Below are 20,260 nucleotides of genomic sequence, written 5' to 3' on the forward strand. Positions count from 1 at the left end.
CGGGGGACGGTAGTGGCCGACAACGAGATGGCCGAGATCCACCAGCGGGCCACCGCGGCGATGACCGCCGCGATCCAGGCCGCCGGCCAACTGGCCCAGGTCCTGATCGACGCCCGGATCGCACAGCTGCAACGCGCCGCGCGAGCCAGCGAGGAGCAGGCCCGGCAGATCCGCGCGCAGGCTCGCGCGGCACAGCAGGCCGACGCGGCGGTGTGGCGGCCGGCGATGCGCCCGGGGTGGTGGCGCACTGCAGGGACGGAGGACATCGCGCGGGTGTGGCGGGCCGCGTCGACGTGGCAGCACGTTGACCCCCGGGCGCAGCAGGCTCGGCAGACAGTCGTCGACCAGCTCGCCAAGAGGGCGGGCCGAGCGGCCGAGAAGCACGAGCCGGCGCGAGAGCCGGACGACATCGAGGTGCTGTCCGATGCCGTCGACCGGGCCGTCCGTGAGGCCACGGACCGGTCGCGGCGGCCGGCGATGTCCGCCGAGGCGGTGCGGGACAGGCAGGAGCGGATGGCTGCCGAGGTTCGCCGGGCGTGGCCGTCTGGGCAGCGGGCCGAGCGGGTGCTCGGGTGCGAGGCGTGGGGTGCGCTGGCGTACACGCTGGACCAGGCGCAGCAAGCTGGCCACGACGTGCAGCAGTTGCTGCGCGGTGTGCCCAACTTCGTCGACCGGGCTCGAACCCCTGGGGCGTTTGCGTGCCGGGTGGTGCAGGACCAGCTCGACGGGCGCATCGACCTCGGCACGGTACGAAGAGACCGTGGCCAGGAGACCGTCGAGCACCAGGCGGCTCACGCCGACCCGTTCGGTCCGGAGGTTGTCTCAGCCGAGGAACGGGCAGCGACGAGCACCGAGACCAGCAACGGCCCGGCAGCGACGGCCGCGCAGGCGTTTCCCGTCACGACCCGGGACGCCGTAGCGGCGGCGAAGACCGGCAGCGACGCGGCTGGGCAAGTATCTGCGGTGAAAGCCGTGGAGGCGGGTCTCGACTCGCCCAGCCGGTAGATCCATGCGACACGAAGAAGCGGCCCTGCCCGCCCACTGGAGGGGCGAGCAGGGCCGCTTCGTTGTTGTCTGGGTCCTTGGTGGGGTGCCGGCCCCGCACCAGATGCAGCGCTGGTGAGAGCGGCTCACCCCTCGGGGGCGAGGTCGATCCTGGCTTCCAGGCTGATCGGTCGCGCGTTGACGACGATGCTTGCCTGGTCCAGGTCGACGCGGGCGGGCCGGTCGTAGCGGCCGAAGGTGACGGTCCATCGCTGCCAGCTCGGGCCCGAGGTGCGGGCGATGACTTTCGGGTGGATCGGCTCGCTGGTGCCGGTGGTGGCGTAGATCTGCACCACGTCGACGGTGGGGTCTTTCCACTGGCCCTCGTTGAGGCTGCCGGTGTGCTCTTCGTCGACGACTTCGATCACGAGCGACAGGCCGTGTGGTCCGTCGATCACGCCCCAGTGCAGCATGGCGAGTCCGATGCTTCGGCCGAGGATGGCCGGCGGGACCAGCAGGCGGGGACCGGTGACCGTCATGAGGGCCACCATAGCCACCTGCTGGTGCCCGGGTGGGTCACATCGAGCAGCGCAGGATCGGCTCGTAGGTTCCGACGACGGCGCCGATGTAGATGTTGCGGGCGTACACGTCGGCGACGTTGCGGTACTTGCGGCGGTCGGTGTTGTCGCAGCCCAGACCACCGGAGGCCGACACGACCCGCTGCATGCGCAGGCCGGAGCCGACCTCACCCTCGGGGTCGAAGATGATGCACCAGATGTCGGAGCAGGTGCTCTGCAACTCGACGGTGATGCCGTGGGCCCAGTCCTTCGGGTTGTCGCACGTCTGCTGCCCGCCGAACTCCAGCGTGTAGGTGCTGAGCATCCGGGGGCCGAGGAAGGTGCCGGAACAGTAGGACGCCGGGTAGTGGACGCCGACGTGGTCCGGGGCCGGTGCGGACTCGACGCTCCAGGCGCCCGTCGCGTCGACGGTGAGGCGCAGGCCGGCGGCGGTGGCCTCGGCGCTGGTGGTGGCGGTAAAGGTGGCGGTGGACTGTGGGGCCGGCTCGCTGGGGGTGGCCCCCTGGGCCGGAGCGGCGATGAGCAGGGGTAGGGTCGCCGCGAGCAGCGTCCCGAGGATGGCTCGTGTGCGGTGTCGCACGCTGTCTCCTGGTGCTCAGAGGGGGGCGTCTCCGAGCATCGCTGACATTTATGAACGTCAGTGCGTGGAATTGTGAACGTGGGTTCTCACGGATCGCGCCCTGCCAACGTGCCGCGCGCCACGCCGGGCGAGGTGGCAAGCCGCAACGACGAGGGCCGATTCTCGTGACCGGAGTAGCGTGCGAAGAGGCAGGCCCGCCGGTTGTAGCGGTCGGCGGGCCGCCATCCCCAGTCCGCTACCTGGGAGACGACCATGGAGCAGCCGACGATCGGCCAGAACCTCAAACGCATCCGTAAGGCGTCAGGCATGAGCCAGGAAGCGCTGCGCGATGCTTCCGGCGTCAGCGTGTCCACCATTCGTGACCTTGAGCAGCGCCGACGCGACTCGGCCAGTCTGGCCACCCTGTCCGCGCTCGCCGCAGCCCTTCACACCAGCACCGGTGCGTTGCTCGGTGACGCCGCCGGAGCGGTGGACCGGCGGGAACCCGACGCCGAGCCGGTCGGCCTGATCGGTGTGCGCCGGGCGCTGACCCCCGTGCGCGGCCTCGACGGGCAGCCCCTCGACCTCGACCCGGCCGGGCCCGCGCCGACCGTCGCCGGCGTCACCGCGGCCGTGCGCGCCGCGAACGCCGTCTACCACCGCAACGACTTCGCGGCCACCCTCGCCGCAGTTCCCGGCCTGCTGGCGCAGGCCCGCGCCCTGGTCGACGTCGTCGATGACGACGAGCAGCTCGCCGCGCACGTTCTGGCGTCGCGTGCGTACTCCCTCGCCGGCCGGCTGCTCATCCAACTGCGTCAGGTCGACCTCGCGCACGTCGCCCTCGACGGTGCCCTGCGCTACGCCCGCGACAGCGGCGACCGGGTGGCCGGCACCGAAGCCGTCGCCCCGATGTGCTGGCTGCTGCTGCGGGTAGGGCGGTTCGCCGACGCCAAGACCCTCGCACTGCGGACCGCCGACCAGGTGGAGCCGAGACTGTCGACCGCGACCCCGGCGGAACTGGCCGGGTGGGGTCAACTGCTCCTCAAGGCCGCCGCCGCCGCAGTCCGCGACGCCCGCCGCGACGAAGCCTCCGAGATTCTCGACCTGGCCGCCGCCGGGGCGCTGCGGCTCGGTAACCAGCGCCACCCACACGCCGACCTCATCGGCAACGACTTCTCGCCCGAGGGTGTGCACCTGATGCGGGTGGAGTCAGCCGTCATCGCCGGCCAGCCCGACCGGGCGTTGACCCTCGCCGAAGAGGTGACCCGATTCCCGCAGGTCACCCCGTCCAGCCGCCAGCGGCACCGCTTGGACGTCGCATGGTCGTACGTCCAGACCGGCCAGCACTCCGCCGCGACGGGCGTGCTGCTTGAACTGCGAGACACCGCCGCGCCGTGGCTACGCCAGCAGCCGTACGCCCGGAGCATCGTGACGGAGCTGATCGACACCCGGCGTCGGGCGGCATCCGCTGAGCAAGCCGAGCTGATTGCTCTCGTTGGTGGCGTTGCGTAACTACCGCATCACGCCGTAGTTGCGCCGATGGTCGGTCGCAAGTGGTGCGTGGCGCGTCTGGGATAACGCTGTGAGCTGGGCCAAGCTCAGAGCGTGGGAGAGCGGTTACCGAGCGTTCCCACGTCAGAGCGGGCGCGGCTGCACCCCAGCACCCGAACGGTGCGGTCGCGCCGCCCAGCCGGGTCGCGGCTCCGTGATGTGCCCCCGTGCTTCACGGCGCCGCGACCCTCCGGGCGGGGGCGCGGCGGCTTGTGCCAAAGGGGGGCCAACTCGCCGCGCCTCCACCCGGGTTGCCGCCCGGGAGGTGCCGCACATGCTCCGCCGAAACCGGCGCCAGCGCACCACGCAGCTCGATCCGACCCCGGAGTGCCGTCCGGCCCTGGGCGACGGCGAGGACGGCCACCAGCGTGCGCACGAGCGAATCATCGGGATCGCCGCCGTCCCCGACACCACCGACATCACGCCGTGCCGGCCGCCGCTGCTCACCCGTGGCCAGGCCGCCCGCACCGCGCACCCCGAGATCGGGGTCGACGAGTGAACGCCACCGAACGCCCCGCTCACGTCTCGCGAGCCGTTCAAGCCATCGCGGTCCGGCTCGACGGCAACCCGCACCAGCCGGACCCCTCCTGGACGTGCCGGACGTGCGTCGGCGAGGTCGGGTGGCCCTGCTCGCCAGCGCGCACCCGCCTCGCCGAGGCATACCCCGGCGACTGGGTCGGCCTGTCCATCTACATGGGGTCCCTGCTGATCGTCGCCCTGACGGAGATGCCGACCACCCCGCCCGCCGAACTGCACGAGCGATTCGTGTCCTGGACCCGCGGACCGTAGTGAAGCCGTGAAGGCGGGGACCTCGGCTCGCACCGGCCGATAGCCGAGAATGTAGACGCATCTACGCTACTTGTGTAGACTGCTCTACATGACGAACGCCATGCAGCAGCACGAACTGATGGCCTGGCTGGGCCCGGCCGCCAGCGACCTGTCCGCCGAGCAGATCGAGCGGTTCGCCGACGAAACGCGCAGCATCGCCGAGCGATACCCCGACCCCGACGAGCAGTCCGAACGGGACGCCGCCATGTCTGCCGCCGTCCAGTACATCCTCGGCGAGACCACGCCGGAGGATGCCCACCGGGCACTGGTCGACGCGCGGCGGCGGGAGCGGGAGGCGTTCGCCGCGTCGGCGCAGATCGCCACGATGCTCGTCGCCGACGCGGGCGGCAAGGGGAAGTCCCAGGCGGCGCGGGCGGTCGGCATCGACCGGATGAGCTTGCTGAAGGCGCTCGGCGAACGGTGAGGGGGACGCTGGCGAAGTTGCGGCGGCAGGCCCACGAGCTGTCGAAAGCCCGCGACCGGCGCGACGCCGCCCACGCCGAGCGGGACCGCACCATCCGCGCCGCCCGAGCGGGCGGCGTCGGCGTCACCACGATCGCCCAGGTGGCCCACCTCAGTACGGCCGGCGTGAGGGTGATCCTCAAGGCCCGCCCACACACGGGGCCGCCCGGTGACGAGCGGGCCCTGCGCGTCGCCACCGTGGAGGCCGAGTACCGGGAGCAGCGGTACGCCCGGCAGCGCTGGCGCCGCGACCATGCGCTGCTCGACGCCCTGGACGCGGGCGCGTCCAGGGCGGACGTCGCGGATGCCGCCCGCATCGACGTCGCGGAGGTCGCCCGGATCGTCAGGGCGGGGCGCACCGACGCCCCCCGCACGTCGTACCGACGCGGGCGTGCCGGCAGCACGGACTGGGAGGCGATTCGGCAACGGCGTCGGGACTACATGGCGCAGCGCCGCGCCGAGGTGCGCTCCGGGGAGCGGGACGTGGTCAGGCACGGGCGGCAAGGCTACGACGACGGCTGCCACTGTCCGGTGTGTGTGGAGGCCCGCCGCGCCTATGACCATGCCCGTAACCAAATGTAGACGGCTCTACAGTGCTCGTGTAGACTGGTCTACATAAGTAGGGCGTTGAAAACTCAACAGGGAGGTCCACATGGCCACCGGGGACGTCGTCATCACCCAGCGCGCCGACCGGTACCACGTCGAGATTCAGCACTCCGGTAACGGCTGGAACCACATCCACGGTCTCCACTGGGAGACCACCAGGAGCCCGGCCGCCGCCCACCTGTACGCCGACGTCGTCGAGCGCGATCACCCCGGCAGCAGGGCCCGAGTCATCAAGACGCAGGCGGTCAAGGTGACCAAGGTACTCACCGGCACGACCAAGACGCTCGATCTCGGCACGGAGGAAATGGACCGGTGACCACGACGCGGCCCTCACCTTTCGGTGAGGGCCGCAGCCGTGTGTGGTCGACCGGTACGGACATGGCCAGGGTCCAGGCCAGTGGCAAGCCGACCCGGACCGCAGCGCCGGCCACGGCGCGAGGACTGGAAGCGGCGCGGCAGCACCTGCTCTGGACTGGAGTGCGCTAGCGGGCGTTGTCGTGCTCCGGTCGGGTGGGGTGGGCGCCGCGGACCGTGGCTGGTGCAGCGGTGGTTGCCGCTGATGGCGGTAGCGCTGGGCTCGGGCTGACGGGGCGGAACGCCTGGGCGACGATGGCCGCGTTTTCGGCGGCAGCCGAGCGGGGTGCAGGCGTGGGTTGCGGGTCGGCGGGCGTACCGGTCTGCTGGCGCGCGATGTCTTCCTGGACAGCGGTGCGGTACTTGTCCCAGGCCTCGATGTGGCCGTAGAGCGGTTCGGCTTGGTCGATGATGGCGAACGTGGTGGCGTGGTCGCCGGCTTGGAGGGCCTGCATCGCACGCTGGGACAGTGCGGTGGAGGCGGCATGGTCGCGGGCGGTGAGTTCGTCGTCGGTAAGGGGCTTGCCCTCGCGGACCTGTGGGTGCTGGCGGATGTAGTCGGCGATCCAGTTCCACTCTTCGCGGGTCGCGCCTCCGTGGGCGTGGACCTCGGCTACGTAGCGGGCGGGCGAGTTGAGGACGCCGTTGGTGTTGGCGGCGGTGTACCGGGGCGCGTAGTCGGTGATGGCTTTGACGAGCTGCGCGTGGCGGGCGGGGGTCATCCAGTCGGGTCGTGTGTCGTCAGCGGCGTGACCGGCCGGAGCGGGTGGCTGTGGGGTGGCTTCGGTGATGTCGCTGCTCGGCTCTGCCGTGCTGGAGTCGTCCGGTGGCGTGCTGTCGGGCGCGGGGTGGTCGCGGTCGAAGTCGTTCAGGTTCTGTATCGCCTGGTCGACCTTGGCTTGCAGCGGTTGGCGTTCGGTGACGCGTCGGGCGATCACCTGCTGCCGTACTTCGGCGGTGGGGTACTTCTCGGGGTCGAGGTCACCGTCGTTGAGCTCGGGGACGGTGTCGCGTTCGGCGATGGTGGCGACCACGTCGTCGAGGAGGTTGGCGCGTTGGCGGGCGTGTTCGATGCGGTCGGTGAAGTCCGCGGCTTCCTGCTGTTGCGTGAGCAGGGTGATCTCGGTTTCCAGCTCGGGTAGCCGCTGGCGGTCGAGTGATTGGTGGTCTGGGGCCTTTTCCAGCGCGGTGGCGAGTCTCAGCAGCATGGTGCCGCCGATCTTGTCGCCGGTGAGGTCGTTGACGGTGTAGGTGGCGTCGCTGTGGCGTAGGTCGGGGAAGCCGACCTGGACCTGGAGCTGCCCGTCGTCGGTCATCTCCGGTCGGGCGGCGATCGGTATTCCGCCGAATCGGCCGAGCGTTCGCCAGGCGCCGGTGCCGGGTGTCTGGTGCAGCATGAGGGTGGCGGTGACCGCGCGCCGCAGGACCGGGCCCGCGTCCTTGCGTTGCCCGTACGTGGTGTCTCCGATCTTGATGGTGAAGTCGTCACCACGTACGGGCGTGATCGATGGCATGACCTGCTCGCGCCGCTCGATCGCGGCGCGGGTGGCGGTGGCCTCGGCTCGTTTCTCGGCGAGCAGCTCGGTCTGCCGGAGCCGGTCGGCGGCCTGGTTACGGCGGTCGGCTTCCAGGCCGGCGAGGTGCATGCGTGCCTTCATGAGTTGCCCCATGTACGGGTTGCCGCCGATCTCGGCCTGCATGGTGGCGTAGTCCCAGTCGGTGTCGCCGATCTCCTGGACGCTGTCGCCGGTGTCGTCGCCGACTTCGGGGCGTTGGATGTCGCGCAGTCCCTCGGCCTTGGAGGCGAGCAGTCCGGCTTGCCAGGAGTCCATGCTGCCCCGCAGGGCGAAGATGCCGATCTCCACTTCGGTGTTCTGGTTGCCGTAGCGGACGATCCGGCCGTTGCGCTGCTCGATGCCCGCCGGTGTCCAGTCGAGGTCGATGTGCGCCAGGGCCAGCGCCCGGTTCTGGATGTTGGCACCGGTGCCCATGGTGTCGGTGCTGGCCAGGATGATGGCGACTTCACCTTCGCGGCACTTGCGGAACAGCTCGGCCAGTTGTTCGGGGTTGTGGTTGTGGTCCTGGACGAAGGCGATCTTGTCGGCGGGGACGCCCCGTGCCACGCACAGGTCCCGCAGCTCGCCGTACGCGTTGAAGTTGCCCTGGTTGTGGCCTCGGGGGGTGCCCTGGTTCAGGAAGCCGATCAGTAGAGCACCGGGGACCGGGTGGGGGGTGGGGTCGCTGGTGGAGACCGCGTAGATGCGGTCCTTGTTGGCGTGGTACCGCTCGGAGAACCAGTCGGCGACGGCGGCGAGTTTCCCGCCGGGCGGGGCGGCCGGGTCCAGCAGGCGCGCGTCGCAGGCGATGGCGCGGCCCGCGTTGGCCACGGCCAGCATGTTGTCCTCGTCGCGGGACACCGCGCCGGCGTGGATGGCCGCGCCCCGGGCGACGAGCTTCTTCAGTCGTGCCTGCTGGTCGGGGTTGGGTTCGATGAGGCGCAGCTGGGGGCCGCCGGCTGACACGGTGGGGCGTTTGATGCCGACGTCGTCGGCGGTCTTGGTGTCGGTGGTCAGCCCCCACATGGTCTTCATCGCGCTCTTGCTGATGAAGCGGGAGAACCGCTCGACGACCTTCAGCCCGGATCCGTCCGGGGCCATCTCGACGCGTTGGACCTTCTGGCCGAAGGTGTCTGCCCACAGGTCCGGACCGGCGACCCCGTACGCGCGCAGTACCCAGGGAGAGATGAGCGCGAGCATCGTGTACTGCTCGGCGATCGAGTTGGTGAGGGGGGTGCCGGTGCCGCCGGTGACGGTCGGTCGGCCGCCTTCCTGGTCCGCGCGTTGGTGCATGTGGGTGAGCTTCTGGTGCAGGTCGACCGCGCGGATCTTCGCGGTGTCGCCGCCGGCTTCCTTCGACCGGAAACCCACCCCCTTGAACCGGTGGAGTTCGTCGATGGTGGCGTAGTCGAAGCCGAGGTCTTCCCAGTACAGCTCGCCGGGGGTGCGCATCGGGGCGGCGTTGCGCCGGAGCCGGGCTTCCAGGGTGGCCAGCCGCTGTTCGAGCTTCATCACGGCGAGACCGTTCTCGGGGACGCCGCGTTCGCGCAGGATCTGCTCGCGCAGGTTGTCGACCTCTTGGAACTCGTACCACTCCTGGAACTCGGGGCTCATCTTCACCGACGTGAACGCGCCCTCGGTGAAGATCGTCAGGTCTGGGGTGTTGGAGCGCAGCCACTCCAGGGTGCGACGACGCTCGTCGCCGGAGAGCAGGTCGCTGGTGATCAGGCGGATGTCGGCGTTGGGGTACAGGAACTGGGCTTCGTCGAGCCACTGCTTGGCGAGGTGGCGCTGCACCACCGCGAAGGGCTTGTGGATCTGCCCGGATGCCTTGAGCGCCTGGGTGCCCATGATCATGGTGGTGGTCTTGCCGAGTCCGACCTCGTGGGCGAGGATCACGCCCCGCTCGAACTGCATGCGAGCGGCGCCCGACAGTTGGTGAGGGTGCGGTGTGCGTTGGTCGGTGAAGCCGGCGAGAGTGGGGGCCAGGCCGTCGTAGTTGCGGACGACGTGCCCGTTCATGATCCGGTTGTAGGCGTCGGTGAGGGCCTTGACCCGGGTGCTGTCGGCGGTGAGGTACTCCTCGAACGCCGAACGCATCGCGTCGGCCTTTTGCCGGGCCGCGCGGCTGGCGTCCTCGTCCACCTCGTGGACGACCTTGTCGCCCATGGACACGGCGTTCTCGACGACCAGGGAACCGCGGCCGAGGATCGCGCGGGCGATGTGCACGGCCGAGCGGCGTTCGGTGCCCTTGAGCGCGTTGATGGCGTCGGGCACCTTGCCCGCGTACAGCGACCAGCCGTACCGCTCGTTGTGGTCGACCCGCAGCGTGGGATCGCCCAGGTACTGGCGTAGGAAGCCCTGCACGAGCGGGGCGGGAATCCAGTGCGCGCCGAGCTGGGGGGTGAACTGGCCGATGCGCTTCTCGCGGGGCTGCACCGTTTCCAGCGCGGCCACGTTCACCGCGTAGGCGGGGTCACTGGCGGCGGCGGTGCGGGCCTCATCCAGCTTGAGGCGGACCGCCCCGGACAGGTAGATGCCGGCGTGCTCCAGACGGCCGGTGACGGGATTGTCGAACACCTCGGTGCCCAGACGACGCCGAGCTTCGTCGGGGGTGGTGCCGAGCAGTTCGGCGATGCGGACCAGGTCGACCTGGCCGGTGGCGCCCATGACGGCGGTCAGGGCCGTCTTCGGATCGTCGGTGTGTTCCAGCCGGCCGCTACGGGCGCCCGGCCGCCGAGCGAGGACTTCGGACAGGACCGGCACGTCGTGCTTGCGGTCCCAGGATTCCAACGCGAGCACCGTGGCGGCGTCGGGGTCCTCCCGGAACCAGCCCGACGCGGTCAGGGTGCGTTCGTCCTCGCGGACCTCCCGGCCCTCGGCTCTGGCGCGCTCGCGTACTTCAGCCCCGGCCGACAGGCGGGTCTGGCGGGGCCGGGACAGGGGACCATGCGCCGTGGTGTAGGCCGCGTGCAGCTCCCGCAGCCGGGCCCGGAGCTGCTGTGCGCGGTCAGCTTCGTCACCGGTGCGGTCCAGCTCTTTCAGCTCGGCGGCGACGTCGCGCAACTGCATTAGCGCGAGCAACTGCCCGGTGTTGCCGTCGGAGGGGACCGCCTCGACGGGGTCCGCGCCGTTGATGTGCTGCCAGATCCGGCCGTCCTCGTCGAGGTAGAGGCGACCGGTGTAGTCGTTGGCGTGCTTGTCCCGGGCCGTCTGTAGGTGCAGCGGCTTGCGGTCGGGGCCGTCAGGGTGCGGCTGGTAGCCGCGCCCGTCGGCCGTGGCCTGCTCGGCTGCCTGCTGCAACGCGGCCCGCAGGTCGTCGACGGCTCGCGCGGGGTCGCCCTTGACGGTCACCGCGGGCCCGTACGGGCCGGACGCGGCGGTCAGCTCGCCCAGGACGTGCTCCGGGTGGGCGGTGAAGTAGGCGTTGATGGTGTGGGTGCTGCCGTTGAGCTCACGGCTGGGAGCGTCCAGCCAGGCCAGGTCGGCAGGGTCCTGTCCCTCGGCGCGGCGTCGCAGGACCAGGACGTCGACGACGACGCTGGTGCCCGTGTCGGTGAAGACCCCGGCGGGCAGCCGGTACGCGGCGACCAGGTCGCCGTAGCGGGCCATCTGGCGGCGCGCGGCGGTGTCCTCGGCATCGAGCGTCCAGCGGGACGTGACGGCCACGACCATGCCACCCGGGCGGACCAGGGCCAGTTCCTTGATGAGGAACCCGTTGTGCAGGCTGTGGCCCGTCGCGCCGTACCGGCGTTCGGTGAAGGGCACCTGCGCGAACGGCACGTTCCCGATCGCCACGTCGAAGGCACCAGCCGGGGCGTCGGTGTCGGCGAAGGACTCGACCAGCACGTTCGCGTCGGGGTAGATGAACTGGGCGATCCGGGCCGTGACCGGGTCCAGCTCGACGCCGGTCAACCGCACCGTGCCGGCCGGGGCCGTGCCGAAGAACGTCCCCGAACCGCAGCCGGCCTCCAGGACCTCACCGCCGTCGAAGCCGAAGGCGCGCAGGCCATCCCACATGGCCTGGGCCAGGGCCTGCGGCGTGTAGTGGGCCGACAGGACCGCGCGGGAAGCGGCGGCCCACGCGAACGGGTCCAGCAACTCCCGCAGCTCGTTGCGGACGGGTGAGTATTCCTCCCACCGTCTCAGGTCCTGGGCGTATCGGCCCTCGCGTTGCCCGCCCTGACCATAGACAGGGTTCTTCTCGTCCGGCTGTTCGAGGAACACCACGGGCACCGATCCCCAGCCCGACCAGCGGGCCAGGACCCGCTTGTCGTCGTGGGTGGCACTCGTGCGTGTCTGCTCCAACCGGTTCAGGACCTTGATGGCTGCCAGGTTCGCCGCAGCGCGTGCCAGCGGACCACGAGGGACATCTTGCGGATCGGGCCGGAACGGCGCTACATCCTGTTCAGGTCCCGGCTGATCTCGTCCAGGCCGCTGCGGAGCGCGCTCGGCGGCATCGGCGGGTCCTGGTCGTCCTCCGGCGGCGGCAGCAACTGCGCCATCACCTGCTGCTCCGCGGTGGCCCGGATCTGGTTCAGCTGACCCACCCGCGCCTGGTAGTCCGTCTCCGGCTCCAGCGTCTCCTCCAGCGCCTCCTGCGTGTCGATCACCGCCTGCTGGATCTGGCTGCCCATCCGGGCGAAGAACGCCTCCGGGTCCTGCAACCCCGCCAGCTCCCGGGGCCGGAACCTGCTCCAGTGCTCCCGCGCCATCACGCTGTACTGGCTGACTGTCATCGCCACCTTCCTCAATGTCGTTGTCGACGCCGGCCAGCGCCGCGAGTTGGGCCGCCACCTGGCTCTGGTCCACCGCCCGCAGATCCGTGTTGATGCCCTCGGCGGCGAGCCGGTCACGTAGACCGAGGACGTTGTGCAGAGCGGCACCCATCGCCGGGATACGACGTTTGGCGGCCTCCCGGTCCTTGCGGGGAAGCTCGGTGTTGGCCGACCGCGTCCGCAGGTCTGCGGTCACCCGTTCCCCGACCCGGGCCAGCTCGCTGAGCAGACCCTGTTCGACCGAGTAGTGGTACGTCTGCATTGTCTCACCGGTCAGCGGGTTCCGGTCCGCCTGCCGGGTCGGCACCAGCCACAAGATCTCCATGAGGCGCCGCCACTCCGGGCTGCTGTCCGCCCGGGGCTCCAGCCACGCCAGCAGCTCAGTGCGCACGGCGACCGGCAGCGCGACATCACGCGGAACACCCCAGGTCCGCTGAGGGTAGGTGGCGGGGTCCGTGTCGTAGTGGCGGACCAGAGCAGCGACGGCCGCGGCCCGAGACGGGAACTCACCAAGCCAAGTGGTGTAGCGGACCTGCGCCTTGAAGTGGGCTTCCTTGCCAGGCACCGGTTCGACAAGGCCGTACGCGTGCGGCATCCCGTCGATCGTCACCTCCCGAGTCGCGCGGCTGCCCCGAAGCTGGGCGCGGGCGAGTTCATCGGGATACCGGGCTGCTTCCCGGCGGTCCATCTCCGTGTCGACGACCGCCAACCGTGCCTGTCGGGCCTGGTTGACGTCTTTGCGCTGGAACAGGGCCTCGGGCTCCCGGAAGCCGGAGAGTTCCGCGCTCTCCGCAGCCAGGTCCTCCAGGGTCATGCCGGCGACGTCCGGCCGTTGCTCGTAGTGCCGGATCCGGCGCAGCGCCAGTTCCGTACGCAGCTCCTCACCGCGCTGTTCGAGCACGTCGTGCAGTTCGTGGCTGGACTGCATGCGGACCCACAGGCCGCGTGTCTGTGTGTAGACCGTGTCGAGGGCTTCGTCGTCCAGGCTCTGGGCAGTCGGGCCCGCCAGCAGCACGGTTGCCTCGCGGCGCTGCCGCTCACCCTGGACGGCATCACGCCGGGCACGTACGGCCCGCGCGCCGTCTCCAGCCGTGAACGCGTTGCGGGCGAACGACTCGATCAGCCACCGCTGCTCTGCGGCAAGCTCGTCGTCGCTCATGCCCGCGGCCTCTGGTGCGTTCTCCACGCGCTGGAGGACCCGGTCCTGCCGCACCTTCTGCAAGGCATCGGCCCGGGCAGCCGCCGCTTCGTCGCGGCGGATGCCGTACCCGACCTGACCCTCCGCTCTGCGGATGGCCTCAGCCAGGTCTTCGTCACTCAAGGAGTGCGGGTCGGCCGCCGGACGATCCTGCGGCTGCCGCTCGGTGGTGACGGGTGCAGGACTGGGTGCTTCGCTCTCGGGGCGTCCCGCGTCAGGGGGACGGACCAGGACAGCTCTGCCTTGCCGGGCGAACTCGCTCAGCAGGCGGGCGAGGCTGTCGTCCACCGTGCGTGCGGTCCACTTCCGGCCGCTGACCCGCGCCTTCTTCTTGCCGGACCACAGGAACCGGGCGGCGTCCTTGGTGGCGCGGTCGTCGAGAGGATCGTCCTTGACCGTGCCATGCACCACGATGACGTGGCCCGACTTCGCGGTCGGGTCGCGCACGAACTCGATCCACACCCGGTCACGCTGATCCTGTGGCAGGTTGGCGGCCTGGTGCTGGCGGGCCGCGAGTTCGGCGAAGCTGCGGGTGCCGTAGATGGCAGCACCAGTGATGCGCACGCCATCAACCTCGCCGGCCGTGATGCCGCCGCCGGCCGACTTCCCGACGGCCACCACCGTGTTGTCGGGTCCGTAGACCGTCGTGACGGTGTCGTCTCCACGCGTGTAGTGGTAGCCGTCGACGCCCTCCACCGGGATCGCACCGGCCAGCGGCTCCGGGACCTCTTCCGGCTCATCCGGTGACGGGTCGGGCAGGACCAGGGCGTCGTCATCCGGTAGGGAGCTGCCGGCGTCGGGCTCGTCCTGCGGGTCCGGATCACTCTCAGCGTCGATCCGAGTGGGAGCCAGGTCCGTGTCGTTTCCAGCCTCCAGGCTGGGGGCCTCGACGTCCGCGACCGGGAAGTCAAGATGTAGCTGCTCAGGTACCTGCTGGACGGGCCGCTCGGTTGCCTGCTGGACGGGCTGCTCGGCGTCGACGAACGCATCGTGCTGGGCAACGGTGGAATCTGGTGCGGGGTCCGCCGCTGGCGCAGGCAGGGGGTGGTCGACGCTCTCCACCGGAGGACCAGTCGTGGCGGCAGCGCCGCTGAGCATCACCGGTGCCGGCACGTCGACGGCGGTGTCCGGGGTCGTGGTCGCAGGCGCCGGTGGCGTGGGCATGACGGGCACACCCAGCCGTTCAGCGGCGTACGAGGCCCACCGGTCGACGAGGTCGGCGGGCTGCCCGTCGAGCATGGCGCGGATGGAGTCAGCGGCCACCGCCCGCCCCTTCGGCGTTACGAACCCTCGGGCGGCCCGGGCGACCCGGCTGGTGACCGCAGCCTCCACCAGGGGGTGGGACTCCACGACGGCGCTGGCGCCGGGGTAGGCGTACCCGAGTGGCCCTGGCCTGTTCGGGTGCCGGGCCACGGCAGGGGCGAGCAGTTGGTAGGCCCGTTCGGCGTGCCGGTCGTGCTCGTTGTCGAGGACGACGGTGACGCCGGCCGCCGTGTCGGTGTGCGCGGTGAGCGCGGCGACCTGCGATCCGGTCAGCGTGGGCCCGGCGGGCGCCACCACCAGCGGCGCGTTCTCACCCAGTTCGTCGGCGCGTTCGGCCAAGGCGATGGCCTCCAACGCGCTGCGGGCCACGACGGTACGGCCGTCCCGCTCGGGCTGCTCTGCCAGGCCGATGAGGCAGTCCGCCGGCCGGTAGACCGCCGTGGTGGGGCTGTGCAGCACTGGTGCCGCGTCGGTCGCCGCGCCGGGCGGGGCGTAGCCGACCCAGCCGACGACCGGAGTCCCGGCAGCTCGGTGGTCGCGCACTCCGACCATCACGCGGTTGCGGAACCGGTCGACCAACTGGCCGCCGCGGCTGGTCGCGGCCAGGCCACTGGCCACGATCTCGGCGTCGGTAAACCCGCGCCGCCGCAGTTCGTTGACGACCGCTGCCGGCCGGTCCGGGGCGTATCCCACCGTCCAGCGCCCGTCAGTCGGCACGCCCTGTGCGGTCAGCCACCGCGATGGCCCTGGCGCGTCGTCGAGCTGCTGGCGGTAGACCTCGGCGGCGACGGCCTGGGCGGCGAGCAACCGCTGCCGGACAGCCTGGTCCACGGGCGGTGCCGGGGCGGGGCCGGCTACCTGCGCGGCAAGGGACTCCGCCCGACTCGCCAGGTCATCGACCCGGTAGACCGACGCGACGATCCGCTCGACCGTCGTGTCACGAGGCTCAGCCATCACCGGTCCTGGCCCGCGCCACCACCATCTGGCAGCAGCCCCGCCGCACGCAGTGCCTCGAACACCCTTTGGTGATCGCCCAGCACCCGCACGATTGCGTCAATCTGGTCCTGCAACCCGGTCAACGCCGCGTCGACGTCCCGCTCTGGTGTGGCCTGGCTGTGCGGCTCGCTCACGATTCCCCCGCATGATCGTTTGAGCACATCAAGGTAGCCGGCCGGCGCATACGCCGCACCCCTGTTGCCGGGCCGCCGGTGGGCGCACCGGGGCAGCGCCCGCGCGTCGGTGCGGGTCAGTGCCCGCCGGTAGACCGGCGGAAGGACGACGCCTCCGGCGGGGCCTCTCTCGGAGATGCCCGGGGGCGACCGCCGGTGCCAGGTGGGTGAGTGGTCACCCAGGGGTGGGATCCCCTCGCGCCGGCCGCCCAGAGGGCTACCAGACCGTCTCCGGGACGACCAGGCCAAGCCGCTGCGCGGTCGGCTACGCCGAGCCTGGCCGTCCCGGAGCCGGCCCGGTCGATCGGAGATCGGCCGACACGAGGAGATCCCACCCCACCCCGGCACCGCGCGCGGGCAAGCCCGCAACCCCGCCCACCACGGCCTACGCCGATGCCTGCGCCGCGTCATACCGGGTCAGCACGTAGCTGACGCTGCTCTTGGCCCACTTGCCCTTGCCCGACGGGGTCGGCACCTGCTCGGCGTTCAGCCTCTCGGCGATGGCCGCCAGCGACAGCCCCTCACCGCGCAGTTCCGCCGCCCGGCCCGCCGAGGGCGGCACCGGTGCCGGCGGCCGACCCAGCCGCACACCCCGGTCCCGGGCCGCCGCCATCCCCGCCGACACCTCGGGCCGGCGCATCTCAGATTCGCTGCTCATGCCCCACAGCGTACGGCAAAAAGGTACATAAAAAGACCCCTGAAGGAGCTTTTCCTGCACCTTTTCCTGTACGATAGAGAGGCAAGGAACGGTCCGGCCAGGTGGTGGCTCACCCGGCCGGACCAGGAAGAACAACCCCTCTGCGAAAGGCAGTTCCATGACCCAGCGTACGACGATCCCGACCCGGGAGATCGACCACAACGACCAGTGCGTCGGCTGCGGTGCCGACGCCTACGGCGTCAGCGCCGGAGACCCGTGCCACCCGGAGTGCCCGTTCGAGACCGGCACGTTCAGCCCGTCGGTCATTCTGCGGGCCGCCAACCGTCGGGTGCGCAACCACCCGGCCGGAGTCGGCTACGACATCGCCGGCGCCATCTTCGCCGCCGCCATCGACCTGGCCGGCCGCGACCAGGCGCAGGCCCTCGCCGACGAGTCCCGGCAGGCGCTGGCCGACTACCTGGTCGGCCAGTGGCCGCCGAAGGCCGAGGCGATCCGCAGCCAGGTCGTCTACCGGCACGGCCTCTTCGCCCAGCTCACCGAGATCACGACCTCTCTGTACGGCGCGGCCGACCAGCACGACGGCAACGACCCCGACCCCGACGACTGCTGACACCCAGCCGGGGCCGGCCCACCGAGGGCCGGCCCCGGCACCCCGCCAACCCCGTCAGTACATCGAAGGGATCGAGACCATGACCAGCACCAACACCCGGCCCGCCCAGCTCGCACCGGTCCGCATCGGCCGAGGCCGCGTCGTCCACCTTGGCAACCTGAGCAGCATCACGGGCCCGGCCGGCGAGCCCCGCTACGTCGCCGGCTCGTGCAGCGCCGGCACCCGAGGCGACACCGTCAAGGTCGGCGCCGCCGTCGCCGCCCCGATCGACTGCCGCAACTGCACGCACTCCAACTCAGTCCGCGTGGCCTGGATCAACGCCATGGTGATCGCGGCGACCAGCGGGCCGGTGACCCTGCCGCACACCGGCCTGACCGTCCCGCACACCCAGCTCCGGGTCGACGGCCCCGCCCACCCCGGCCCCGGCAGCGCGAAGCAGCACCCGCTGTACCTCGGCGACCGCTTCGTCGGCTGGATCACCACCTACCGGCACCGCAGCGCCACCTACCAGTTGAACTGCCTCGGAGGCAGGGAACTCGACGAGTACGCCCAGCAGTGCCGGCTGTACACCGGCGACTCCGCCACCGTCGCCGACGTGCTGGCCGAGCTGGTCCGCGAGCACCTCACCGCGACGGACGTCGCCGCGCGGCTGGCCGCTTCCCGCACCCCGGTCCGGCTCATGCAGCACGTCCGCGACGGCGATCCGTATCCGACTCTCCACGCCAGCGTCCCCGTGCCGCTGACCACCGACCCCACCTGGCACCGCGCCGCCGCCTACGTTCTGCGCCGCGACCACCCCGCCGGCCCCGACCAGCACTGGCAGATCTGGACCCCCACCGGCTGGACCCGCCTGCCCGACGGCGTCGACGTCGACCAGGACCACGGCTGACCGCACCCGTGCCCCGGGCCGCCACCGGCCCGGGCACAGGGACGCCACCCGACCAGCAACGACGGGGAGACCACCATGACCAGCAGCCACCGGACCGACGCCCGCACCATCCTCGCCACCGCTACCCCGACCACCCACCGTCCGCTGCTGGCCTGGGCCGTTGGATCCTTCGCCCGCAGTCACGCCATCCACCCGCTGACCTACTGGCGCACCCGAGACGCCCGACAGCTCGCCCCTGACCACCTCGGGATGTCACTGCCCGCCGGCCGGATGCTCCGGCTCACCAAGACCCGGATCGAGATCACCGACGGGCACCTCCGCCAGCCGCTACGGCTGACCTGGACCGACTTGGGCAACGTGCTCGACAGCGGCCGAGTCACCGACGACCTGATCCACCGCTGCCAGCAGGCCGTCATCGCCTGGCGCGACCACCCGGGCGGATTCCGAGGAATCGGCTGGAACGACGTCGTCGACGCCTGCGGCCAGGCCGGAGACGCCGTATGGGAGGCGTGCCGGCCAACCGACCCCGGCGAGCAGCTCGACCTGTTCGGCTCCGCTGGCATCAAGAGCTGAGGCCAGCTGCACCAGAAGGGTGAGCACCTAGACGCCACGATCCCCGGGCGCGGACCGACCGGCCGAGGGTCGGCCCCGCGCCCGGGTGGCGATCACCCGTGCCGCGAAGTAGCCGTTCGCAGGTCGATCGGCTGCTGGCTCATTGGGCCTGCTGCGCGCTGAAACAGAGCCCCGGACCGTCGATTCGGGTCAGTCGACGTGCGCAGGTACGTCCATCCGCGTGAGAGGTAGTAGGCGTGTAGGCCCTCGTTGGTCTTCCAGGCGTCCAGCCGGACGTAGCGACAGCCGTGCCGCCACGCGTAGTCGCTGGCCCACGCCAACAGCAGGGTGCCGAGTTCCTGGCCAGCGCGATCGAGTCGCACGGCCAGCTTCGAGACGTAGACGGCTGGCTCGGTCAGCTCGTCGGGAGTCCAGAAATCCGAGTCGCCGGTCATCTCGACGGTGATCGTGCCGATGGCCTCGTCGCCGTCCCACAAGATCCAGATGTCGCCAGCCGCGAGTGAGGGGCCCAACTTCGTTCGCCACCGTTCCCAGGTGACCCACTGGTCTGACCCGCGCTCGCGTAGCCACTGGATTCGCTGCATGAGCAGCGCCATCGCGATCTCGAACTCGTGATCGTCCTCAGCGGGCCGAATGGTCAGGGTCAAGGTCGCTCCAGGTCCGCTCGAACTTGCGCTCGAACACGATGACATGTTGATCACTCGGCAGCACGTTGACCGTGCACCGTACGGGCGTGCCGTCGGCGATGTAGCCAGTCACGTAGTGGACCGCCACTGGTGTGCCCGGTCCCAAGCCCAGCCGGCGGATCTGCTCGGGGGTGGGCATTCGGGTGAAGATCTCATCGATGGCGCGATCTTGCGGGTAACCCAGGTCGGCAAGCGCCTGGTTGGTGCCCCTGACGACGTCAGCGGGCGACATGATCTCGGAGTCTTTCACCAGGTGGAGCGGGAAGTGCGAGTCGTTGATGTTGACCGGCTCGCCGTTGATGTAGCGCACCCGCCGACGAGCCACCACTACCGTGCCCGGGTCGACCTGTAGGCGCTGAGCGATGTCCGGCGGCGCCTGGATGAGGGACACGTCGATCGTCTGACTCGGCTTCCGCCCCTCTTCGGTGATCTGTTGGCAGAAGCGGTCCATCTCCGGGCTTGCCGGCTGGTCTCGTGACTCGCTCTGGGGTCGGTACAGCATGGTCTCGCGCTGACGGACGAAGTGCCCGAGCGGGCGCCTTGCGACCACGAGCCCTTCCGAGACCAGGACGGCGATCCCGTTGCGGACGGTCTGCCGAGCTACGCCCCACTCCTCGGTCAGCTCTTGCTCCGTCGGGAGCCGCTCGCCTCCAGCGAGCTCTCCCGACGTGATCCTGTCGCGGAGCGCCGCAGCGATCCGCTGGTAGGCCGGCAATGGGGTGGCCCTGAAGTTGTCCACGTTCCGAGTCTCGCTCATGCAACCGAACAATGTCTAGTCAATGTTGCCGCTACCCCTTGACGTCCTTTGGTGCCGAGTAGCACCATCAACACCACGCGCATTGTCTGGTCAATGACGATGCTCTAGACCTTGGAATGCGCCTGCATAGAACAAGAGGGCTCGGCGGGATTGCCCTCCCACCGAGCCCGGATGGCACCCACCCCTAGGAGGACGAGATGC

At 70.7% G+C, this 20,260-nt stretch carries 17 protein-coding genes; 10 read left to right on the top strand and 7 right to left on the bottom strand.

What is annotated here, in order from left to right; translation table 11 throughout:
* Nucleotides 1–12: 12 nt before the first annotated feature.
* A complete protein-coding gene (locus tag ACN27A_RS35025; protein ID WP_421459389.1) occupies nt 13–1,005 on the top strand; it encodes a hypothetical protein in 993 nt (330 codons plus the stop codon).
* A gap of 125 nt (nt 1,006–1,130) precedes the next feature.
* Here the strand turns inward: ACN27A_RS35025 and ACN27A_RS35030 are convergent, their stop codons facing one another.
* The gene (locus tag ACN27A_RS35030) at nt 1,131–1,523 is read right to left on the bottom strand and encodes a hypothetical protein (protein ID WP_421459391.1); all 393 of its coding nucleotides are present in this window, start codon (nt 1,521–1,523) and stop codon (nt 1,131–1,133) included.
* Nucleotides 1,524–1,560: 37 nt separating this feature from the next.
* Entirely contained in the window at nt 1,561–2,142 is a 582-nt protein-coding gene (locus ACN27A_RS35035; RefSeq protein ID WP_357095916.1) for a hypothetical protein, read from the bottom strand.
* Nucleotides 2,143–2,394: 252 nt separating this feature from the next.
* Between ACN27A_RS35035 and ACN27A_RS35040 the strand changes: the two genes are divergently transcribed.
* From ACN27A_RS35040 to ACN27A_RS35065, 6 genes are all read left to right on the top strand, one after another.
* Complete coding sequence (locus ACN27A_RS35040) at nt 2,395–3,633, top strand: helix-turn-helix transcriptional regulator (protein ID WP_421459394.1); 1,239 nt, start codon at nt 2,395–2,397, stop codon at nt 3,631–3,633.
* Between the two features lie 313 nt (nt 3,634–3,946).
* Nucleotides 3,947–4,171, top strand: a complete 225-nt coding sequence (locus ACN27A_RS35045) for a hypothetical protein (protein WP_421459396.1) — start codon at nt 3,947–3,949, stop codon at nt 4,169–4,171.
* Nucleotides 4,168–4,461, top strand: a complete 294-nt coding sequence (locus ACN27A_RS35050; protein ID WP_421459398.1) for a hypothetical protein — start codon at nt 4,168–4,170, stop codon at nt 4,459–4,461. Before ACN27A_RS35045 ends, ACN27A_RS35050 begins: the two co-directional genes overlap by 4 nt.
* 88 nt (nt 4,462–4,549) lie before the next feature.
* Entirely contained in the window at nt 4,550–4,924 is a 375-nt protein-coding gene (locus ACN27A_RS35055; RefSeq protein WP_421459400.1) for a hypothetical protein, read from the top strand.
* On the top strand, nt 4,921–5,544 hold the full coding sequence (locus ACN27A_RS35060; protein ID WP_421459402.1) for a hypothetical protein: 624 nt from the start codon (nt 4,921–4,923) through the stop codon (nt 5,542–5,544). The genes ACN27A_RS35055 and ACN27A_RS35060 overlap by 4 nt, the downstream gene beginning before the upstream one ends.
* A gap of 70 nt (nt 5,545–5,614) precedes the next feature.
* Nucleotides 5,615–5,884 carry a hypothetical protein gene (locus ACN27A_RS35065; RefSeq protein ID WP_421459404.1) on the top strand — a complete coding sequence of 90 codons (270 nt, stop codon included), beginning with the start codon at nt 5,615–5,617 and terminating at the stop codon, nt 5,882–5,884.
* 166 nt (nt 5,885–6,050) lie between these two features.
* Here ACN27A_RS35065 and ACN27A_RS35070 read toward each other — a convergent pair whose 3' ends face one another.
* The 3 genes from ACN27A_RS35070 to ACN27A_RS35080 all read right to left on the bottom strand — a co-directional run bounded on the left by ACN27A_RS35070 (nt 6,051) and on the right by ACN27A_RS35080 (nt 16,544).
* Nucleotides 6,051–15,671, bottom strand: coding sequence for a helicase-related protein (locus tag ACN27A_RS35070; protein ID WP_421459405.1), 9,621 nt, complete (start codon nt 15,669–15,671; stop codon nt 6,051–6,053).
* The gene (locus tag ACN27A_RS35075; protein WP_165942569.1) at nt 15,671–15,847 is read right to left on the bottom strand and encodes a hypothetical protein; all 177 of its coding nucleotides are present in this window, start codon (nt 15,845–15,847) and stop codon (nt 15,671–15,673) included. Before ACN27A_RS35075 ends, ACN27A_RS35070 begins: the two co-directional genes overlap by 1 nt.
* A gap of 424 nt (nt 15,848–16,271) precedes the next feature.
* Nucleotides 16,272–16,544 (bottom strand): recombinase family protein, encoded by a 273-nt coding sequence (locus tag ACN27A_RS35080; RefSeq protein ID WP_421459292.1) that lies wholly within the window; start codon nt 16,542–16,544, stop codon nt 16,272–16,274.
* A 157-nt stretch (nt 16,545–16,701) separates the two neighbouring features.
* On the opposite strand from ACN27A_RS35080, the gene ACN27A_RS35085 reads away from it, so the two are divergent.
* The 3 genes from ACN27A_RS35085 to ACN27A_RS35095 all read left to right on the top strand — a co-directional run bounded on the left by ACN27A_RS35085 (nt 16,702) and on the right by ACN27A_RS35095 (nt 18,616).
* A complete protein-coding gene (locus ACN27A_RS35085) occupies nt 16,702–17,154 on the top strand; it encodes a hypothetical protein (RefSeq protein ID WP_421459294.1) in 453 nt (150 codons plus the stop codon).
* Nucleotides 17,155–17,233: 79 nt separating this feature from the next.
* A complete protein-coding gene (locus tag ACN27A_RS35090; protein WP_421459296.1) occupies nt 17,234–18,043 on the top strand; it encodes a hypothetical protein in 810 nt (269 codons plus the stop codon).
* Between the two features lie 75 nt (nt 18,044–18,118).
* Nucleotides 18,119–18,616: a hypothetical protein gene (locus ACN27A_RS35095; protein WP_421459298.1), complete on the top strand. Its 498-nt coding sequence runs from the start codon at nt 18,119–18,121 to the stop codon at nt 18,614–18,616.
* Nucleotides 18,617–18,708: 92 nt separating this feature from the next.
* Here ACN27A_RS35095 and ACN27A_RS35100 read toward each other — a convergent pair whose 3' ends face one another.
* Both ACN27A_RS35100 and ACN27A_RS35105 read right to left on the bottom strand, forming a co-directional pair.
* Nucleotides 18,709–19,263 (bottom strand): GNAT family N-acetyltransferase, encoded by a 555-nt coding sequence (locus ACN27A_RS35100; RefSeq protein ID WP_421459300.1) that lies wholly within the window; start codon nt 19,261–19,263, stop codon nt 18,709–18,711.
* Entirely contained in the window at nt 19,238–20,041 is an 804-nt protein-coding gene (locus ACN27A_RS35105) for a GntR family transcriptional regulator (RefSeq protein ID WP_421459303.1), read from the bottom strand. Before ACN27A_RS35105 ends, ACN27A_RS35100 begins: the two co-directional genes overlap by 26 nt.
* Between the last annotated feature and the right edge of the window lie 219 nt (nt 20,042–20,260).

The organism is Micromonospora sp. WMMD737, assembly GCF_049179055.1.
In the GTDB taxonomy this organism is placed as follows: domain Bacteria; phylum Actinomycetota; class Actinomycetes; order Mycobacteriales; family Micromonosporaceae; genus Micromonospora; species Micromonospora reichwaldensis.